Origin of the sequence: Bradyrhizobium cosmicum (genome assembly GCF_032290525.1) — a bacterium.
In the GTDB taxonomy this organism is placed as follows: domain Bacteria; phylum Pseudomonadota; class Alphaproteobacteria; order Rhizobiales; family Xanthobacteraceae; genus Bradyrhizobium; species Bradyrhizobium cosmicum_A.
Map to the genome: position 1 here is coordinate 1 of NZ_JASXTA010000035.1, position 17,628 is coordinate 17,628.

The 17,628-nt window shown below is 64.7% G+C and carries 20 protein-coding genes; 6 read left to right on the plus strand and 14 right to left on the minus strand.

The window, feature by feature from the left end; genetic code table 11:
- Nucleotides 1-562: IS630 family transposase (locus QSV46_RS36260; RefSeq protein WP_314963095.1), on the plus strand; the 562-nt coding region annotated here is incomplete at its 5' end.
- Nucleotides 563-584: 22 nt separating this feature from the next.
- On the opposite strand, the gene QSV46_RS36265 is transcribed toward QSV46_RS36260, so the two are convergent.
- The gene (locus tag QSV46_RS36265) at nt 585-776 is read right to left on the minus strand and encodes a hypothetical protein (protein ID WP_314963096.1); all 192 of its coding nucleotides are present in this window, start codon (nt 774-776) and stop codon (nt 585-587) included.
- A 52-nt stretch (nt 777-828) separates the two neighbouring features.
- Between QSV46_RS36265 and QSV46_RS36270 the strand changes: the two genes are divergently transcribed.
- Nucleotides 829-1,035 carry a hypothetical protein gene (locus tag QSV46_RS36270; RefSeq protein WP_314963099.1) on the plus strand — a complete coding sequence of 69 codons (207 nt, stop codon included), beginning with the start codon at nt 829-831 and terminating at the stop codon, nt 1,033-1,035.
- A 182-nt stretch (nt 1,036-1,217) separates the two neighbouring features.
- Here QSV46_RS36270 and QSV46_RS36275 read toward each other — a convergent pair whose 3' ends face one another.
- Together QSV46_RS36275 and rpe are read right to left on the minus strand one after the other, a co-directional pair.
- The gene (locus QSV46_RS36275) at nt 1,218-1,817 is read right to left on the minus strand and encodes a hypothetical protein (RefSeq protein WP_314963103.1); all 600 of its coding nucleotides are present in this window, start codon (nt 1,815-1,817) and stop codon (nt 1,218-1,220) included.
- A 49-nt stretch (nt 1,818-1,866) separates the two neighbouring features.
- Complete coding sequence (gene rpe / locus QSV46_RS36280; protein WP_314963106.1) at nt 1,867-2,568, minus strand: ribulose-phosphate 3-epimerase; 702 nt, start codon at nt 2,566-2,568, stop codon at nt 1,867-1,869.
- Between the two features lie 251 nt (nt 2,569-2,819).
- On the opposite strand from rpe, the gene QSV46_RS36285 reads away from it, so the two are divergent.
- Nucleotides 2,820-3,629, plus strand: a complete 810-nt coding sequence (locus tag QSV46_RS36285) for an EF-hand domain-containing protein (RefSeq protein WP_314963109.1) — start codon at nt 2,820-2,822, stop codon at nt 3,627-3,629.
- On the opposite strand, the gene QSV46_RS36290 is transcribed toward QSV46_RS36285, so the two are convergent.
- The 3 genes from QSV46_RS36290 to QSV46_RS36300 all read right to left on the minus strand — a co-directional run bounded on the left by QSV46_RS36290 (nt 3,606) and on the right by QSV46_RS36300 (nt 7,830).
- On the minus strand, nt 3,606-3,851 hold the full coding sequence (locus tag QSV46_RS36290; RefSeq protein ID WP_314963112.1) for a KTSC domain-containing protein: 246 nt from the start codon (nt 3,849-3,851) through the stop codon (nt 3,606-3,608). The two genes, QSV46_RS36285 and QSV46_RS36290, sit on opposite strands and share 24 nt — an antisense overlap.
- 151 nt (nt 3,852-4,002) lie before the next feature.
- On the minus strand, nt 4,003-4,998 hold the full coding sequence (locus QSV46_RS36295) for a P1 family peptidase (protein WP_314963115.1): 996 nt from the start codon (nt 4,996-4,998) through the stop codon (nt 4,003-4,005).
- A 51-nt stretch (nt 4,999-5,049) separates the two neighbouring features.
- Nucleotides 5,050-7,830 (minus strand): PAS domain S-box protein, encoded by a 2,781-nt coding sequence (locus tag QSV46_RS36300; protein ID WP_314963116.1) that lies wholly within the window; start codon nt 7,828-7,830, stop codon nt 5,050-5,052.
- A 262-nt stretch (nt 7,831-8,092) separates the two neighbouring features.
- Here QSV46_RS36300 and QSV46_RS36305 point away from each other — a divergent pair, with 262 nt between their 5' ends.
- The gene (locus tag QSV46_RS36305) at nt 8,093-8,479 is read left to right on the plus strand and encodes a response regulator (protein WP_314963119.1); all 387 of its coding nucleotides are present in this window, start codon (nt 8,093-8,095) and stop codon (nt 8,477-8,479) included.
- Nucleotides 8,480-8,554: 75 nt separating this feature from the next.
- Here the strand turns inward: QSV46_RS36305 and QSV46_RS36310 are convergent, their stop codons facing one another.
- From QSV46_RS36310 to QSV46_RS36330, 5 genes are all read right to left on the minus strand, one after another.
- Nucleotides 8,555-9,673 carry a branched-chain amino acid ABC transporter substrate-binding protein gene (locus QSV46_RS36310; RefSeq protein WP_314963122.1) on the minus strand — a complete coding sequence of 373 codons (1,119 nt, stop codon included), beginning with the start codon at nt 9,671-9,673 and terminating at the stop codon, nt 8,555-8,557.
- Nucleotides 9,674-9,834: 161 nt separating this feature from the next.
- On the minus strand, nt 9,835-10,575 hold the full coding sequence (locus tag QSV46_RS36315; RefSeq protein ID WP_314963127.1) for an ABC transporter ATP-binding protein: 741 nt from the start codon (nt 10,573-10,575) through the stop codon (nt 9,835-9,837).
- Nucleotides 10,572-11,405, minus strand: coding sequence for an ABC transporter ATP-binding protein (locus tag QSV46_RS36320; RefSeq protein WP_314963129.1), 834 nt, complete (start codon nt 11,403-11,405; stop codon nt 10,572-10,574). The genes QSV46_RS36315 and QSV46_RS36320 overlap by 4 nt, the downstream gene beginning before the upstream one ends.
- Nucleotides 11,402-12,727 carry a high-affinity branched-chain amino acid ABC transporter permease LivM gene (livM, locus tag QSV46_RS36325; RefSeq protein WP_314963131.1) on the minus strand — a complete coding sequence of 442 codons (1,326 nt, stop codon included), beginning with the start codon at nt 12,725-12,727 and terminating at the stop codon, nt 11,402-11,404. Before livM ends, QSV46_RS36320 begins: the two co-directional genes overlap by 4 nt.
- A gap of 11 nt (nt 12,728-12,738) precedes the next feature.
- Nucleotides 12,739-13,656, minus strand: a complete 918-nt coding sequence (locus QSV46_RS36330; protein ID WP_314963132.1) for an ABC transporter permease subunit — start codon at nt 13,654-13,656, stop codon at nt 12,739-12,741.
- Nucleotides 13,657-13,942: 286 nt separating this feature from the next.
- Here QSV46_RS36330 and QSV46_RS36335 point away from each other — a divergent pair, with 286 nt between their 5' ends.
- Nucleotides 13,943-14,110, plus strand: coding sequence for a hypothetical protein (locus tag QSV46_RS36335; protein ID WP_314963134.1), 168 nt, complete (start codon nt 13,943-13,945; stop codon nt 14,108-14,110).
- 179 nt (nt 14,111-14,289) lie between these two features.
- Nucleotides 14,290-14,826 carry a hypothetical protein gene (locus QSV46_RS36340; RefSeq protein WP_314963136.1) on the plus strand — a complete coding sequence of 179 codons (537 nt, stop codon included), beginning with the start codon at nt 14,290-14,292 and terminating at the stop codon, nt 14,824-14,826.
- On the opposite strand, the gene QSV46_RS36345 is transcribed toward QSV46_RS36340, so the two are convergent.
- The 3 genes from QSV46_RS36345 to QSV46_RS36355 form a co-directional block, all read right to left on the minus strand.
- Nucleotides 14,788-15,180 (minus strand): carboxymuconolactone decarboxylase family protein, encoded by a 393-nt coding sequence (locus tag QSV46_RS36345; RefSeq protein ID WP_314963138.1) that lies wholly within the window; start codon nt 15,178-15,180, stop codon nt 14,788-14,790. The genes QSV46_RS36340 and QSV46_RS36345 overlap by 39 nt on opposite strands.
- Nucleotides 15,181-15,287: 107 nt before the next feature.
- Nucleotides 15,288-16,070 carry a 3-oxoadipate enol-lactonase gene (pcaD, locus tag QSV46_RS36350; RefSeq protein WP_314963142.1) on the minus strand — a complete coding sequence of 261 codons (783 nt, stop codon included), beginning with the start codon at nt 16,068-16,070 and terminating at the stop codon, nt 15,288-15,290.
- Between the two features lie 27 nt (nt 16,071-16,097).
- Complete coding sequence (locus QSV46_RS36355; RefSeq protein ID WP_314963145.1) at nt 16,098-17,453, minus strand: 3-carboxy-cis,cis-muconate cycloisomerase; 1,356 nt, start codon at nt 17,451-17,453, stop codon at nt 16,098-16,100.
- Between the last annotated feature and the right edge of the window lie 175 nt (nt 17,454-17,628).

The window sequence follows — 17,628 nt, forward strand, 5'->3', positions numbered from 1 at the left end:
GGCACGACGGCGAGCCCAGTGGACAAAGTACCAAGGTCGCGTCGAAGCTGAGCGGCTGGTCTTTATCGACGAGACCTGGACCCGGACCGACATGGCGCCCTTGAGGGGATGGGCTCCGCGCGGGCACAGACTCAGCGCCAAGGTTCCTCACGGCCGCTGGAAAACCATGACCTTCCTGGCGGCTCTGCGCCATGACCGGATCGACGCGCCATGGTTCATCGAGGGACCAATCGATGGCGTAAGCTTCCGGATCTATGTCGAGAAGGTTCTCCTGCCGACCCTTCGTCCTGGCGATATCGTCGTCCTGGACAATCTCGGCAGCCACAGAAGCAAAGCCGTGCGCCAGCTCATCCGCTCCGCCGGAGCCAAACTGTTCTTCCTGCCAAAATACTCACCCGACCTGAACCCGATCGAACAGGTCTTTGCCAAGCTCAAACATCTGCTCCGCAAGGCAGCCGCACGAACCGTCGATGCGGTCTGCGCCGCCATCGGCGAGCTCCTTGACGCCTTCACGCCTGAAGAATGCGCCAACTACCTCAAAAACTCAGGCTATCGAAGCTAATGCCATCACGCTTTAGGAAAGATTAGGCCGCGCAGGCGGTGTAGACGGAACGCTTGCGGCGGATCGGCCAGGAGAATTGCGGGCCGGGCTCGCCGTGATCCGCGCTGCCGCCGAAATACTGGATGATCTCGCGGCAGGGCTCGCAATTGAAGAGGTTACGCGACGCGGATGCCTTGGTCATTTCCTTCAGGCAGTTCGGGCAATGGGGTTTCATGGGGTGTCCCGGAAAAAAGGAATTCTCAGTGCTGCCGCGGCGAGTGGAGCGAATGGTCCGCGTCGGAATTGTCGGGTCCGGCATCGTCGTTCGGTGCGCCCGCGGCATGCTCGAGGCGGCCAAAGAAATAATCGAGGTTCGGATGCGGGCGGCGCGGGATACGGCATCGGCGCTTCGGCTGACGTTTCACGATCGCGACTTGCATGGCATCAATTCCGGTGAAGGCGGGGATGAGCGATGCGGCCCGAACGTGCCGTGACTTTCACCGGTCCGGCAGATGGGCCAAACACAACAAATGCACAAAAACCAAGCCACAACGCCACGCCAGTCCAAACCAGGGTCGTCGTCATGATGTGCTCCCGTCAAAAGCAGGCGAGAATCACTTGTGGTGATTTGCACGAATCAGGGAAGCCCGGATGAGTACGGATTTTGGTTGCAATTTTAGGCGTCGCGCGTCGCAACACCCGAAGGGCCCGCAGGTTTTTGCGCGTGCGGCCGCTGCATCGTGCCTGCGCGCGCGCCTTCGAGGATATCGCGGACGCGCGGAGCGTTTCGAACACAGCGAAATCCATAGCGGCCGGTGTAGTCGGTATCGGGCGAACGGGTCGACCGCCCTGATGCGAAGTTGAGGTGACCGGCGCCGCGGCCGATGTCGAGGATTTCGAAGACCGCATCCATCGCCTGGAACGACGTCTGGCTGACCGTCCGTCTGCCCCAGGCCGTTCGCAGGATCAGCGTGCGGCGATCGGTGATCAGGTAGAGCGTTTGCAGGTCGTGCAGCAGCATCACGAGCGGGGCCGCGACCATCGCAACCCCGAGCATCACGAGAGGTTGGGCTGCCTGGCCGACCCAACCGTTTCTGATCGCGATAGCGGTCAGCAACAGCCAGGGGAATCCGATCCACCAGAGAAATCGCCACATGATCATGCGGACGACACCGTCGGGCTGGCCCTGCCAGATCACCTGCTCCCCGTCCTGCAGGGTTTCGACGAGCAGGCGCCGCAGGCCTGCGGAAAACAGAGTAGCGCGGATTTCATCCATTCGCATTGGTCGCAGCGGCGACGAGGCCGGTTCGGACCGCGACGAACTGTCAGATCGCTTCGCCGCGCGCCGTTGCCGCTGCGTTGCGGATCGCGGCGATGTTGGTCTTGTAGGCCTCCTGCGTGCCGCCCTTGAACACGGAGGTGCCGGCGACGAAGGCGTTGGCGCCGGCCGCCGCCAAGGGGCCGGCGACGTCGGGACCGACGCCGCCATCGACCTCGATGTCGATCGGACGGCCCGCAGTCATCGCGCGGATGTCGCGGATCTTGCCGATGGCGGAGGGGATGAAGGCCTGGCCGCCGAAGCCGGGATTGACCGACATCACCAGCACGAGGTCGACGAGATCCAGGACGTATTCGAGCGTGCTGATCGGCGTTCCCGGATTGAGCGACACGCCGGCCTTCTTGCCCAGCGCGCGGATCGCCTGGAGCGAGCGGTGCAGGTGAGGACCCGCCTCGGCATGCACGGTGATGTGGTCGCAGCCGGCCTTTGCAAAGGCCTCGAGATAGGGATCGCAGGGCGAGATCATCAAATGCGCGTCGAAGATCTTCTTGCTGTGCGGGCGCATCGCCTTGATGACGTCGGGGCCATAGGAAATGTTCGGGACGAAGTGGCCGTCCATCACGTCGAGATGGATCCAGTCGGCGCCGGCGGCGTCCACCGCGCGCACCTCTTCGCCGAGCCTGGAGAAATCCGAGGCCAGGATCGAGGGCGCAATGGCCAGGGGGCGGTGGGCGAAGGCTTGGGTCATGGCGCAGTTTCCCGTCGCGGCCGTGAGAGAACAGGCCTCGCCTAACATGGGCCTGTGCGCCGGGCAATGCAGGGGCGACGGGCTTCCCGTGGGCGGAAATTTCTGCCGTCTGCGGCATGAATTGCCGATGTTCCCGAGCTCCGCGCGGCGCGAGGGAAGCGGATTTCATTGAGCTTTTCGCGCTGGCACGAGGCTTGCTGACCTTCCAGCGAACATTTGCTGCGGCATGCCGCATCGGTTGGAGTTGTGCAATGTTGGCTGCTCTTGGTGCTGTAGGCAGTGCGCTCGACGCGCTGCAGTCGCTGACGAACTCGAAATTGTCATCGTCGAGCCAGAAGGCCGGGTCGACGCAAAAGACCGGATCGCAAGACGCGACCGGCCGGTTCGCCGTCGACAACCCCGCCAACATCGTGACCTCGCTGGTCGCCTCGAGCAAAGGTCCACAGCTCGCGCCGGAGACGATGAGCGCATTGCTTGCCATGCAAGGCCTGTCTTCGGACAGCGCGAGCAGCACCATCAATTCGGCGTCATCCAGCTCGGCATCGTCGAGCTCGGCATCCTCGAAGACGATGAGCCGCGAGGACGCGCTGAAGGACCTGTTCTCGCAGATCGATGCGGACGGTGACGGCAAGATCACCAAGTCCGAATTCGAAGACGCGCTTGGCGCCGGCGGCACCAACCTGGCGCAGGCCGACGACGTGTTCTCCAAGCTGGATGCGAATTCCGACGACAGCGTGAGCCTCGGAGAGTTGTCGAAGGCGCTGAAGGGCGGCCATCACCACGCGCAGGGTTCGGGCGGCTCCGGCGATGGATCGGAGTCCTCGTCGAAATCCGGCGGCGGCTCGACGTCGACCACGACGACGGGCGCAGACGGATCGACCACCACCACCGTCACCTATGCCGACGGCTTCAAGATGTCGACGACGGTCCCCGGCGCCTCCAGCTCGTCAAATGCGAACGGCGGGGGCAATTCGCCTTATGACTGGTTCGGCCAGATGATGCAGCGTCAGGCGCAGGCCTCGGCGGGATCTGCGGCATCATCGATGTCGATGAGCGTGTGAGCCGTATCCCCGGCCAACTGACATGGGCGTGATGTCACGATAGGCGTAACGATCACGGATTTCGTGATTGAAAAACGTGCCCTTTGAATATGCATTCCTGAACGCGGCGGCGACCTCAGGCGGAACATCCTCGTAGACATAGAGGCGTCCGCTGACGAAAGTCACCTCGAGCTCGCGCGTGTCGGGCGCATAATGGAAGAAGCGGATTACGGAAGACGGCATGGCGGCGCACCTCGGCCCGCCGGGATAACGCCGTATCCGCCGTTTCGTTGCTAAAGCGCGATGAGATTGGGATGAATCGTCATCGCGCTTAAGGTTCTTGTTTGAGCATGATCTATTCGGAAAACCGCTTCGCACTTTTCCGGATCATCTTCTAGCCGAACCGATCCTTCCACGCCGGCTGCGCGCCGGGAAACGGCAGGGCCGTGGCGTTGTAGATGCCGCGTGCGATCGCGCGCGCGACCACGTTGGCGGCGATCGTGCCGAGCTCGGTGAGGCCGACCAGCGGCTCGACCGGCTTCTCGCCGGTCGCAGCCGCAAACAGCACGTCGCCATCGGTCGGTGCATGCACCGGATAGATCGCGCGGGCAAATCCGGTGTGCGCGATCATTGCAAGCCGCTTGGCCTGAGCCTTGGTCAGCGCGGCATCGGTGACGACGAGACCGATCGTGGTGTTTTCACGGGCGCTCGCGGCGGGGCCGCCCTTGATGCGCATCGCCAGCATGTCCGGCGTGAATTTGGGCGGCAGGCCGCGCCCGCCGAACTCGCCGTTTTCTTCGAACGGCGCCGCCCAGAACCAGGGTCCCTCGCCGACGGTGGCGCTGCCGACTGCGTTGACCACCATGATCGCGGCGACCTTGATGCCGTTGGCGAGAACCGCCGAGGCCGAGCCGAGCCCACCCTTGAAGGTCGCGGTGGTGGCCCCCAAGCCGGCGCCGACGCTGCCCAGCGCGAAATCATGACCTGCCGCGACGGCTGCGGCGTAACCGAGGTCGCGATAGGGCGCGAAGCGCCCCCAGGCCTTGTCGCCGCCGTTGAGCAGGTCGAACACGATCGCACCCGGCACGATCGGGATCACCGCTTCGCGAATCCGCAAGCCGCGGCCCTGTTCGGCAAGCCACGCCTGGATGCCGCCACCGGCCTCGATTCCAAAGGCGGAGCCGCCGGACAGCGCAATCGCATCGACGCGCTCGACCGTGCTGGCGAGATCGAGCAACGCGTCCTCGCGGGTGCCGGGTCCGCCGCCGCGCACGTCGATCGCCGTGACCGCCGGGGAATCGAAGATGATCGCCGTGGTGCCGGAGGCGAGTTTTGCGTTTTCGGCGTGGCCGACGCGGACGCCGGCGATATCGGTGAGCAGATTTTTCAAGGGGCACTCCATGCGCTACGGGATGAGCGATAGCGCACCGATGCCGCGCGCTCAACTCGCCAGCGCCGTCCTGAGCATCTTGGCGAGCTCGGTTTTGCGGTAGGGCTTGGCCAGCAGCAGCACGCCGGAATCGAGCCGGCCGTGGTGGACGATGGCGTTCTCGGTGTAGCCCGAGGTGAACAGCGTCTTCAGGTCGGGACGCCGCCGCCCCGCCTCGTCCGCGAGCTGGCGGCCGTTCATGTGACCCGGCATGATGATGTCGGTGAACAGCAGGTCGATGCCCTGGTCGGCATCGATGATGGCGAGGGCTTCGGCCGCGTTGGCGGCTTCCAGCGCGGTATAGCCGAGGCTCTTGATCTGGGTCACGACGTATTGCCGCACCAGCGCGTCGTCCTCGACGATCAGGATCTTCTCGTCGCCGCCGGCGATGGGCACGTTCTGGAGTGCCTCGAAATCGGTCTCCTGCGCGCCGCTCGAGCGCGGCAGGTAGATCTTCACGCTCGTGCCGTGGCCTTCCTCGCTGTAGATCTTGATGTGTCCGCCGGACTGCTTGACGAAGCCGAACACCATGCTGAGCCCGAGCCCGGTGCCCTTGCCGACCTCCTTGGTGGTGAAGAAGGGATCGAACACCCGCTCGATCAGCTCGGGTGGAATGCCGGTGCCGGTGTCGCTGACCGCGATCATCACATAGCTGCCGGCGACGACGTCGGGATTCATGCTGGCATAGCCGTCGTCGAGGAAGATGTTGCGGGTCTCCAGCACCAGGGTGCCGCCGTCCGGCATGGCGTCGCGGGCGTTCAACGCGAGATTGAGGATCGCGGTGGAGAGCTGGCCGGGGTCGACGAGCGCCGGCCAGGCATCCTCGGTGAGCTGCGGCATGATGGTGATCTGCTCGCCGAGGGTCGGGTGCAGCAGCTTGGCGGCCTCGAGCGTCAGCGCATTGACGTCGATCTCGCGCGGCTGGAGCGGCTGCTTGCGGGCAAAGGCGAGCAGGTGCTTGGTCAGTTGCGCGCCGCGCTCGGCGGCGTCGTCGATCAGCTTGGTGATGGCGGCGAGCTCGGGACGGTCGGCCACCGCATCCGCGAGGATGCCGATCGTGCCGGTGATGACGGTGAGCACGTTGTTGAAATCGTGGGCGACGCCGCCGGTCAGCTGGCCGATGGAGTCCATCTTCTGGATCTGCCTGAGCTGGGCTTCGGCGGTCTGCTTCTCGGTGAGGTCGCGGCCGATGAAGAAATGGCGCTTCACCGGCTCCGACCAGGTGCCCATCCAGTTCAGCGTCACCTCGTGACCGTCGTAGTGGTAGTAGCGCGCCTCGAAGCTGCGCTTGACCGCGCCACGCCGGGCCGCGCGCATCTCGCTCCGCGTCCTGTCGAGGTCATCAGGATGAATGAACTCGATGGCGCTGTGCCCGATCATGTCCTCCGGATTATACCCGAGGATGTCCTTCACGCTCGGGCTGATCTGGATGAAATTGCCGTAACCGTCCGTCACGAGGATCAGGTCCTGCGAGGTCTCGAAGATGCGCTGGCGCTCCTCGATCTCGCGATTGAGAGCGGTCTCCGCCCGCTTCCGCTCGGTGATGTCGCGTGCGACCTTGGAGGCGCCGATGATCTTGCCGTCGCTCGATCGCAGCGGGACCTGACTCAGCACGACATCGATCAGCTGGCCGTTCTTGTGCAGCCGCACGGTCTCGTGCTGGTCGATGACCTCGCCGTTGCGGGTGCGGGCCAGCATTTCGGCGGCGTCCTCGCGCTGCCCCTCGGGCATGATGATATCGACCTGGCGGCCGATCGCCTCGTTGGCGGAGTAGCCGAAGACGCGCTCGGCCGCATGGTTCCAGGACGTGATGGTGCCATCGAGCGACTTCGTGATGATGGCGTCGTTGGAGGATTCGACGACGGCGCTGAACAGCCGCTCGCGCTCGGCATAATAGTTCCGTTCCGAGCTCGACTGCCGCTGTAGGGCGCCGACCATGCCCGCCATGTTCGCCTGGAGGCGCACGTTCTCGATGAGCAGCACCGCGAGCACGAAACTCGACGCACAGAGGCCGTAGAGCCGGCCGGCGTAGAAGCCGAGGTCGAAACGCGCGACGTTGACGATCGCCGACAGCGCGATGTCGAACAGCCAGGCGCACATCGTGACCATGAGCCAGACGTCGATCACCGTGTGTGGCTTGCGAAACCACAGCGTGACCAGGGCCGCAAAGCTCAGGGACCACACGAACGACACCACGCCGATCATGGTGGTGGTGTAGTGGCCGTCCTTCAACAAGACCGGCAGCAGGTCGTGCTGTGCAGTCACCAGCCAGGCGAAGACGGCGACCGCAATGAGCGCGCCGGCGACGGAGAGTGCAATTGCGTGCGCCGTCGAGGCGGCAACCCTGTTACCGCCGTTGTCGTCCCTCAGCCAGGCATAGGCCAGCACGAAAAGCGGAAAGCCGCCGTGCCAGATCATGTAGAGCCAGACGGTGGTCTGCGAACCGGCGCCGAACAGCCCGGCCGGAGCGAACAGCCCGGGAAAGGTGAGGGCGTGGGTCACCGCCGCCGCCGCCGTGAACAGGTAGCCGGTCGACAACAGCAGCAGCGCGCGGCCGCGCAATACGGCGAACTGCGACAGCAGCAAGACGCCAGTGATGATGTCGCTGACCGCGAGCGCCGACTGGTAGCTCGCCACGAAGGCCGGCACCTGCACGAGCGGCAAGCCGGCAAACGGTACGGCCAGCGCGAACAGGATCGCGGAGATGCCGACGATCGCCAATGCCGCCGTGCGATCGCTCCGCGTGGCCGGCAACGTCGACAGGAAAGTGCTTCGGTCGTTTGGCGCTAGCACGTCGATCTCTCGTAAGCCGGCATGATGACCTCGTACGCGAATCTCTTGCGGCGGGGTAGCCTACGTCATGGTAGCCGGCTCCGGGCGCGCATCCTGACGGAAAGCGCTTGCGACTCAACCGAGGGTTACAGCTTACTTAACTCGATGGGGGATTTGGAATAGGTATCTGGTAAGGGGTGCTTTACTGGACGGACTCATACTGCCCTGCCGCCCCTTGCTGTGAACTGAACCAGTTAATGATACGAAACCGGGAGTTGTTCCCATGCCCCGCGTCCTCGTTGTCGACGACCAGAAGGCCGTCCGCGCCATGGTCGCGATCGTGCTTCGGGTCAACCACTATGACGTGGTCGAGGCCGAGAGCGGCGCAGCGGGCGTGAAGGCCTTCGGCGAGGGCCCTTTCGATGCTGCCATTATCGACATTTTCCTGGCCGACACCAGCGGCGTTGACGTCATGCTGGCCATCCGTGAGCAGATTCCCGGCTTTCCGATCGTCGCGATCTCCGGCATGACCGCGCTGGATTTCATGGGCGAGGCGCCCGATCTGGCCGATGTGGTGTGCCTGCAAAAGCCGTTTCGGCCGAACGATCTCCTGCACGCGCTCCGGACGGCACAGGCAGCAGCAGGCGGCGAGCTCTCGGCAGCCGTCTGACCCTCCGGCAAAAAGCAACGCCCCGGCGAACCGGGGCGTTAGGATCGATCGAGTTAAAAGGTCAGGCTTCCTGTCTCAGGTGCCATTGCCCTTGATCTCGGCGTAGCCGCCCTTGGCGTCCCATTTGTAGACGACATAGTCGAGCAGCTTGATGTCGCCCTTGGAGTCATACTCGATCGGGCCGATCACGGTGTCCCACTTGCCGGCCTTGATTGCCGCCATGACCTTCTTCGCGTCGGTCGTGGCAGCCTTCTTCGCCGCCTGCGACCAGACCTGCATCGCCGCGTAGGTGTAGAGCGTATAGCCTTCGGGGTCGATGTTCTTGGCCTTGAAGGCGTCGACGATCTTCTTCGCGGTCGGCTTGTTGCGCGGATCGGGGCCGAAGGTGAACAGCGTGCCTTCGCCGGCCGGGCCGGTGATGGAGGCGTACTCCTTGTCAGCGAGCGCATCGCCGGCCATCAGGATCGTCTTGAGGCCCTGGTCACGCATCTGGCGCAGGATCAGGCCGCTTTCCTGATGGTAGCCGCCGACATAGACGAGGTCGATGTTGTCGCGCTTCAGGCGCGAGACGATCGCGTTGAAGTCCTTGTCGCCCTTGTTGTAGGACTCGTACATCTTCTCGGTGATGCCGGCCTTGTTGAGCGCCTTCTTGGTCTCGTCGGCTAGACCCTTGCCGTAGGTGGTCTTGTCGTTGAGAATCGCGATGTTCTTGCCCTTGAAATTCTTGGCGATGTACTGCGCCGCGACCAGGCCCTGCTGGTCGTCGCGGCCGCAGACGCGCGCCACGTTCCACAGCCCGCTGTCGGTGAATTTCGGATTGGTCGAGGCCGGGGTGATCTGGAGTACGTTGCCGTCGGCATAGGCCTCCGAGGCGGGGATCGACGAGGACGAGCAATAATGCCCGGCGACGAACGGGATTTTCGCGCCAGCGATCTTCTCGGCGATCGATCGCGCCTGCTTCGGATCGCAGGCGTCGTCCTCGACGGCGAGCGCGAGCTTCTTGCCGTTGACGCCGCCGGCGGCGTTGATGTCAGCCACGGCCATCTCGGCGCCGTTCTTCATCTGGCGGCCGAAGGCGGACTCGCCGCCGGTCATCGGGCCTGCGACTGCGACGGTGACATCCTGCGCGAATGCCGCGCTCGACAGCGCGATCGACGCGCCGAATGCCAAACCGATGAGCTTCAGTGATTTCATGAGATACCTCGCGGGTGGTCGCCTGTGGAAGTTGCCGGGTGCGCCCGGTCCAAACCGGCGCCATTCTTGAATGAATCTCGGGAGAAGTCACCGGCAAAATACGGGCACGGGTGGAGATATCTCGCCACATTCGGCCGCATGTGCTGCGCCGCCGGGCAGCTTCAGCCGTGCCGGCCGCCTTCCAGGTAGGCGGCGCGAATCTCGGGGCGCTGCAACAACTCGGCGCCGGTCCCGGCCAGCGTGATCAGGCCGTTGACCATGACGTAGCCGCGATGGGCGAGCTTCAGCGCATGGTTGGCGTTCTGCTCGACGATCAGCACGGTCAGGCCGTCCTGCCGGTTCAGGGTGCGGATCGCGTCGAAAATCTGGCGCGCGATCAGCGGCGCCAGTCCGAGCGAGGGCTCGTCGAGCAGCAGCAGGCGGGGGCGGCTCATCAGGGCGCGGCCGATCGCCAGCATCTGCTGCTCGCCGCCGGACAGCGTTCCGCCGCGCTGGGCGTAGCGCTCCTTCAGGCGCGGAAACAGCGTGAACACGCGCTGGAGCGTGGACTCGCGTTCCGCATCCGTGCATTCGGTGGCATCCGCCCCCATCTGGAGGTTTTCCGCGACGCTCATGCGCGGGAAGATGCGGCGGCCTTCCGGCGATTGCGCGATGCGCAGATGCGCGATCTCGTGGGTGGGAACGTCGGTGATGTCGCGGCCTTCGTACAGGATCTGGCCGGCGCGGGCGCGCGGCTTGCCGAAGATCGTCATCATCAGCGTCGATTTGCCGGCGCCGTTGGCGCCGATCAGCGCCACGATCTCGCCAGCCTCGATCTCGACGTCGACGCCCTTCAGCGCCTCGATCTTGCCGTAGGCGGCACGGAGGCCGCGGATCGCGAGCAGGGGAACGGGCGATGTCACAACCCGCTCTCCATCACGGCCACGGCCTCTTCCTCGTCGGCGCCGAGATAGGCTGCGATCACCTTGGGATCGTCGCGGACCTCGCGCGGCGTGCCTTGCGCGATCTTGACGCCATGGTCCATCACCACGATGTGGTCGGAGATCTCCATCACCACCGACATGTCGTGCTCGATCAAGAGGATCGAGGTGCCGAGCTCGTTGCGGATCGAGAGCAGGAGCTCGCTCAGGGCCGCGCTCTCGCGCGCATTGAGGCCGGCGGCGGGCTCGTCCAGGCACAGCAGCGCGGGCTCGGTGCACATCGCGCGCGCGATTTCGAGCCGGCGCTGGTCGCCATAGGCGAAATTGCCGGCGGCGTCGTCGGCGCGGTCGAGCAGATTAACACGCTTGAGCCAGTCGGTGGCGAGGTCGATCGCGCGCTTCTCGGCCTCCCGGTAAACGGGGGCTCCGACGAGACCCAGCAAGGTGAATCCGGAGGCGCGCATTAGGGCGTTGTGCTGTGCAACCATCAGGTTTTCCAGCGCGGTCATGCCCGGAAACAGGCGGATGTTCTGGAAGGTGCGCGCCACCTTGGCCTGCTTGGCGATGCGAAAATCGTTCAGCCGCTCGAGCGCGATCAGCTTGCCGTCGTCATGGGTCAGGCGAATGGCGCCGCCGCTCGGCTTGTAGAAGCCGGTGATGCAGTTGAAGACGGTGGTCTTGCCGGCGCCGTTCGGCCCGATCAGGGCGGTGATCTTCTTGCGCTCGGCGGCGAAGGAGAGGTCCTGCACGGCCACGATGCCGCCGAAGCGCATGGTCAGCCGGTCGACGCCGAGTATCGTGTCGCCGCTCATCCGTGCCCTTCCTTGACGAGGTCGGAGGAGATCGCGTGTGCCTTGGTCAGGTACACGGTGGGTGCGCGGTGGCCGATCAGACCGCGCGGTCGCCAGATCATGATCAGCACCATCGCCATGCCGAACACCAGCATGCGGTAGGTCTCGAGGCTGCGGAACAGCTCGAAGCCGCCGATCATGGCGAGCGCGGCGAGCGCCACGCCGAGCTGCGATCCCATGCCGCCGAGCACGACGATGGCGAGCACCAGCGCCGATTCCTGGAAGGTGAAGGATTCCGGACTGATGAAGCCCTGGCGCGTCGCGAAGAACGCACCGGCAAAGCCGCCGAACATGGCGCCGGTCGCGAACGCCGTGAGCTTGGTCGTCGTGGTGTTGATGCCGAGCGCGCGGCAGGCGACCTCGTCCTCGCGCAAGGCTTCCCAGGCGCGCCCGATCGGCAGCCGGCGCAGGCGGATCGTGACCCAGTTGGTGAGCAGCGCCAGCGCCAGGATCAGGTAGAACAGGAAGACGATGCGATGGGTCGACGAGTACTCGATGCCGAGTTTTGCCGCCAGCCCGTCATCGCTGTTGTCGAGCGGAATGCCGAAGAAGGTGGGGCGGGGAATGCCGGAGACGCCGTTGGGACCGCCGGTGAGCTCCTGCCAGTTGATGATGACGAGGCGGATGATCTCGCCGAAGGCGAGCGTCACGATGGCGAGGTAGTCGCCGCGCAGGCGCAGCACGGGGAAGCCGAGCAGTACGCCCCAGAACGCGGCGAGGATGCCCGCGAGCGGCAGGCAGACCCAGAACGACCAGCCGAAATTGGTGGCAAGCAGCCCGTAGGAATAGGCGCCGACCGCATAGAACGCGACGTAGCCGAGATCGAGCAGGCCCGCGAGCCCGACCACGACGTTGAGACCCCAGCCCAGCATGACGTAAGTGAGCACGAGAATCGCGAGGTCGAGGATGTAGCGCTGGTCGTAGAAGATCACAGGCACCAGCACCGTGAAGGTCAGGAGCGCCGTCGCGAGATAGCGGCCGACGAACGACATTCCGCTCCGCACTGCCGGCGGCACCAGCCTCTCGGTGCCGGTCGGGCCGATCCATTGCCGGAGCAGTTCGATCACGATCGAGCCGCCGAACACCGCGGCGACGAGGGAGGCGAGCTCGCCGAAGCGCGTCCAGTAGGTGAGCTGGCCCTCAGAGCCCGCCTCGGTGCGGATGCCGACCATCAGCGAGAACAGCACCAGCGCGATCAGTGCGTTGATGAAGGCGGTCTTCAGAAGGGCGGGGATGCCGGCGGTGCGACTTGCGTGCTTGGTTTCGTGCGGGATGGGTGTCACGCGGCGGTCCGTCAGACTTTTTCGACTTCGGGACGGCCAAGCAGGCCGGTCGGCATGAAGATCAGCACCACGATCAGGATCGAGAACGCCGCGACGTCCTTGTACCCGACCGAGAAATAGGCCGACCAGAAGGTCTCGATCAGGCCGATCGCGAGGCCGCCGAGCATGGCGCCGGGCAGCGAGCCGATGCCGCCGAGCACGGCCGCGGTGAATGCCTTGATGCCGGCGACGAAGCCCATGAAGAAATCGACCGTCCCGTAATAAAGCAGGTACATCAGGCCGGCGACCGCGGCGAGCCCAGCGCCGATCACGAAAGTCATGGAGATGGTGCGATCGACGTCGACGCCCAGCAGCGCAGCCATGGTCTGGTCCTGCTCGCAGGCGCGCATGTCGCGCCCGAGCCGGGTACGCGACACCAGCCAGGTGAAGAGTGCCAGCAGCACGACGGTGGTGACGACCACCATGATCTGGATATTGGAGAGCTGAATGACAAAGCCGTCGTTGCTCTCATGCAGCGTATAGCCGCCCGTGATGAAGGGCGGGATCGGCTTGACGCGGGCGCCTTGCGCCACCTGCGAGTAGTTGGTCAGCACGAAGGACATGCCGATCGCCGACAGCATCGGCGCAAGGCGGAACGAGTGGCGCAGCGGCCGGTAGGCGATGCGCTCGATGGTCCAGCCATAGAGGGCGGTGATCGCCATCGAGACCAGCAGCACCACCAGCAGGATCACCGGGATCGCGGTGAGGCCGGTCGAGATCAGAAGCAGGAAGGTGATCAGGGCGATGAAGCCGCCGATCATGAAGACGTCGCCATGGGCGAAGTTGATCATGCCGACGATGCCGTAGACCATCGTGTAGCCGATGGCGATCAGTCCGTAGATGGAGCCCAGGACGAGACCGTTGATGAGCTGCTGGGCGAAATAATCCATGGGTTGCCGTTACCAAACCTGACGCGGTTCAAAGGGAGCTCTTCGAGAGAGAGTTTTGAGTTTCTTCTCGGGCCCCGGCAGCCCTCAAGCATTCTTCCCGTTTTGTAACAGGAGGGAACTGGCCGCTGCAACAGCCCATGGCTCGGCAGGGAAGGATTGTACAGAGCATTTCGGTCACCGATGCCGTGTCCCGGTTCCGCGGCTGCGAGGAACCCGGTTCCGCACAGAACCAAAATGGATGTCGGCCGTTGTCTCCCTCTTACGTCCAACAAGGGAGTTTCCCGCGATGACGAAGCAGCAGAACCAGAATCCGGGCCAGCAGAACCAGACCCCAGGCCAGCGCCCCGGGCAGCAGGGCGGCGGCCAGAAGCCCGGACAGCAGCAGCAGAACGACCCGATGCGGCAGGGTGATCGGCCCGGCCAGCAGGGTGGTCAGCACGGTGAGGACAAGTAGTTTGGGAGCCCCGGAGTGATGAAGGGCCCCGCCGCAAGGCGGGGCCTTTTCTATGGCGGCGTGGCCAACCGGCCAGTTAAGGTAAACAAAGGGTTTAAATTGCCGCCACAGTCTGATGCGAGTTAGCTCCCCGCAAAGCCTTCGATCGAAGGCGCATGGCAGGCGAAGCGGGAAGCGGCATGTTCAGGAATTGGCAAATCGGCTCGATCAACGGCGCGCTGCTGGCGGCCTATTTCATCCCGGCCTGGAGCCTCGTCGCCTTCAACATCATGGTGGCACCAGTGCACGGCCTCTACGAGCGCCCGAGCGTTGCCGTCGCGCTGTTCCTCAGCGATCATCTCCAGATGGCGGGGATGGACACTGTGCGCGCCGCCTGGCTGCTGGCGCTGGGACGGCTGACCGTCGTGGCGTTCTTCGCGATCTATCTCGCGCTTCTCTGTATTCCCCGAATCCGCAAGAACGGCGGCAGCGACGAGGCGCTCGGCATTGCGCTTGCGATCGGCAGCCTGATCTCGTTTGCAAGCATGGTGATGGCCTCGAAGGTCGGAGAGATGGCCGCGCTGCGGCTGCACGCCACCGAGCTGCTGCTGCTGCTCGGCGCCGCGATCGTCGTGGTGATCGAACGGCCCGAGGCCGCGCCCAAGATCGTTCCGAAGACCGTCGAGACCGAGGCGTCGCTAGGTCTCGAGCAGGCCGAGCTCCTGCACAATCGCTGAGGCCTCCTTGACGGCGTGGTTCACCGCCGGCACGCCGCAATAGATCGCCTGCTGGAGCAGGATCTCCTTGATGTCGTCGGGCGTGAAGCCGCCCTCGGCGAGCGCTGCACGTACATGCAGGCGGAATTCGTCCCATTGCCCGAGCGCGACCATGGTGCCGATCACCAGCACCCGCCGCGTACGCTCGTCGAAATGGGGCCGCGTCCAGATCTCGCCCCAGGCATAGCGCGTGATCATGTCCTGGAAGTCGGTGTTGAAGGCGTTGCGACCCGCGATCGACTTGTCGACCCAGGCATTGCCCAACACCTTCCGGCGCACGTTCATGCCGGCATCGCGGCGCTTGTCGTCGTCCATGGTGTTTCTCCGGATCAGTGATTCCGGGACGATGCGAAGCATCGAATCCGGAATCTCGAGATTCCGGTTTGCCTCTTCGAGGTGCCCCGGAATGACGGTGATAGTGGCTAGCGCTGCGTCAGAAAACCCACCACCGCGTCAGTAAACGCATGCGGCTGTTCGACATTGGAAATATGGGCGGCGTCGATGATGGTCATGCTGGCGCCGGGAATGTTGGAGCGGATCAACTCGCCCGCCGCGATCGGCGTCGCCACGTCGTGGCGGCCGGCGATCACCAGCGTCGGGCTCTTGATGTCAGACAGCAGCGCGCGCTGGTCGAGCGTCGACAGCGCCTCGCAGCAGGCCAGATATCCCTCGACCGGGGTCGCGAGCAGCATCGCTTTCATCTTTGCGGTGACCTCAGGCTGGCGCTCGCGGAAATCCTGGGTCAGCCAGCCCGCGATCACGGCATCGGCGACCGCGGCGATGCCGCCCTTCTTCACGGCGTCGATGCGCTCCAGCCATTTGGTGGGTTCGGCGTAGTAACAGGAGGTGTTGGCGAGAATCAGCTTGCCGAAACGCTCAGGGGCATTCGCGCCCAGCCATTGCCCGACCATGCCGCCCATCGACAGGCCGCACCAGTGCACCTTCTCGATGTTGAGGTCGTCGAGGATCGCGAGCACGTCGCGGCCGAAGCGGTCCAGCGTGTAGGGGCCGGGCGGAACGTTCGACTTGCCGTGGCCGCGGCGGTCGTAGCGGATGACGCGGAACACCTGCGTCAGCGCCTTCATCTGCGGCTCCCACATCTGCAGCGTGCAACCGAGCGAATTGGACAGCATCAAGGTCGGTCCGCCGTCGCGGCCCTCGACGGAGACGTTGATCAGGCAACCGTCGGCATCGATCATGGGCATGCGGTCTCTCCGTCGTATTTGCCGTTTTTATTCGCGGTCGAGGCTGTCGAGCAGCCGGTCGATCAAGGCCTGGGATACCCCTTGATAGGCCATCGGCTCGAACAATGCCGCAATTTTTTCCGGTGTGAGATGTGCGGTAACCTGCGAATCGGCCGACAGCACCTCGCGCAGATGCTTCTTCTCGGCGACTGCGCGCTTGCTCGCCGCCTCGATCAGATGATGCGCGTCGCCCTTGCCGATCTTGTCGGCCAGCGCGAAGGTGACCGCCTCGGCCATGATCAACCCCTGCGTCGCGTCGAGATTCTTGCGCATGCGCGCGGCATCGACATCGAGGCCCTCGGCGATGTCGACGATGGCGGCAAGCGCGCCGGAGGTGATCAGCATCAGTTGCGGCAGCGTCGGCCATTCCGCGTGCCAGGGTCCGGCGCTGCGCTCGTGGTCCTGCACCTGTGCGGCAAAGATCGTCGCGGCGAGTTGCGGAGCCATGGTCGCACATCCCAGCGCACTTGCGGCCGCGACCGGATTGCGCTTGTGCGGCATGGTCGAGGAGCCGCCGCGGCCTTCGCCGGCGGGCTCGAACGCTTCGGCGACGTCGGTCTGCATCAGCAGCGAGACGTCGCGCGCGATCTTGCCGCAGCTTCCGGCGAGAATCGCGAAACCCGATGCGGCCTCCGCGATCCGGTCGCGATGGGTGTGCCAGGGTGCTTCCGGCAGCGGCAGGTCGAGCTCCTGCGCAAGCCGCTCCGCAACGACGAGCCCCTTGTCGCCGAGGGCGGCGAGCGTGCCGGCAGCACCGCCGAATTGCAGCGCAAGGCCCTCGCGCGAGAGCCTGCGCAAGCGGCAACGCGCGCGGGCAAGGCTCGATGCATATTCAGCGGCCTTCAGGCCGAACGGCATCGGCAGCGCGTGCTGGAGCCAGGTCCGCGCCACCATCGCGGTGTTGCGATGGTTGCGCGCGAGTGCGGCAAAACCCTTGATGGCGCGGCTGAGGTCGCCGTCTAGCGCATCGATGCCGGCGCGAAGCGTGAGCATGGTCGCGGTGTCGATCACGTCCTGGCTGGTCGCACCCCAATGCACGTAGCGCGCGGCGTCCGTATCGGCCTTGCCGACATTGGCGGTCAGCATCTTGACCAGGGGTATCGCCAGATTGCCTGACCGGGTTGCAGCCTCGGCGAGCGCGGCCATGTCGAAGCCATCAGCCTGGCAGGCGGCCTCGATCGGGCCCACGGCGGATGCGGGAATCACACCCGTGGCGGCCTCGGCCCGGGCCAGAGCTGCCTCGAAATCGAGCATGTTCTGGAGGGTTGACCGGTCGTCGCAGACCGCGCGCATCGGTGCGCTCGACAGCATCGGCGCGAGCAGAGGGGAGAGGGATGTACTCATGTTGTGCGCGACCTAATCACCATGCCCGGGCTCTGCCAATCCCAAACCATCGGCGCAAGCTTTTTGCAGTTGCGAATATGCATTGCACGTGACCGGGTGCCACCCTTTCCTTTGCGGCTGCCGTGCGTTACTTGATCGGCATCATAGTTGCGCGACCCAAGTCGAATTCCCGGGA

Bases quoted from the DNA above. Each gene is read 5' to 3' on its own strand.
- QSV46_RS36265 (WP_314963096.1), bottom strand. From the start codon at position 776: ATGAAACCCCATTGCCCGAACTGCCTGAAGGAAATGACCAAGGCATCC.
- QSV46_RS36270 (WP_314963099.1), top strand. From the start codon at position 829: ATGGTCCGCGTCGGAATTGTCGGGTCCGGCATCGTCGTTCGGTGCGCC.
- QSV46_RS36275 (WP_314963103.1), bottom strand. From the start codon at position 1,817: ATGGATGAAATCCGCGCTACTCTGTTTTCCGCAGGCCTGCGGCGCCTG.
- rpe (WP_314963106.1), bottom strand. From the start codon at position 2,568: ATGACCCAAGCCTTCGCCCACCGCCCCCTGGCCATTGCGCCCTCGATC.
- QSV46_RS36285 (WP_314963109.1), top strand. From the start codon at position 2,820: ATGTTGGCTGCTCTTGGTGCTGTAGGCAGTGCGCTCGACGCGCTGCAG.
- QSV46_RS36290 (WP_314963112.1), bottom strand. From the start codon at position 3,851: ATGCCGTCTTCCGTAATCCGCTTCTTCCATTATGCGCCCGACACGCGC.
- QSV46_RS36305 (WP_314963119.1), top strand. From the start codon at position 8,093: ATGCCCCGCGTCCTCGTTGTCGACGACCAGAAGGCCGTCCGCGCCATG.
- QSV46_RS36310 (WP_314963122.1), bottom strand. From the start codon at position 9,673: ATGAAATCACTGAAGCTCATCGGTTTGGCATTCGGCGCGTCGATCGCG.
- QSV46_RS36320 (WP_314963129.1), bottom strand. From the start codon at position 11,405: ATGAGCGGCGACACGATACTCGGCGTCGACCGGCTGACCATGCGCTTC.
- QSV46_RS36330 (WP_314963132.1), bottom strand. From the start codon at position 13,656: ATGGATTATTTCGCCCAGCAGCTCATCAACGGTCTCGTCCTGGGCTCC.
- QSV46_RS36335 (WP_314963134.1), top strand. From the start codon at position 13,943: ATGACGAAGCAGCAGAACCAGAATCCGGGCCAGCAGAACCAGACCCCA.
- QSV46_RS36340 (WP_314963136.1), top strand. From the start codon at position 14,290: ATGTTCAGGAATTGGCAAATCGGCTCGATCAACGGCGCGCTGCTGGCG.
- QSV46_RS36345 (WP_314963138.1), bottom strand. From the start codon at position 15,180: ATGGACGACGACAAGCGCCGCGATGCCGGCATGAACGTGCGCCGGAAG.
- pcaD (WP_314963142.1), bottom strand. From the start codon at position 16,070: ATGCCCATGATCGATGCCGACGGTTGCCTGATCAACGTCTCCGTCGAG.
- QSV46_RS36355 (WP_314963145.1), bottom strand. From the start codon at position 17,453: ATGAGTACATCCCTCTCCCCTCTGCTCGCGCCGATGCTGTCGAGCGCA.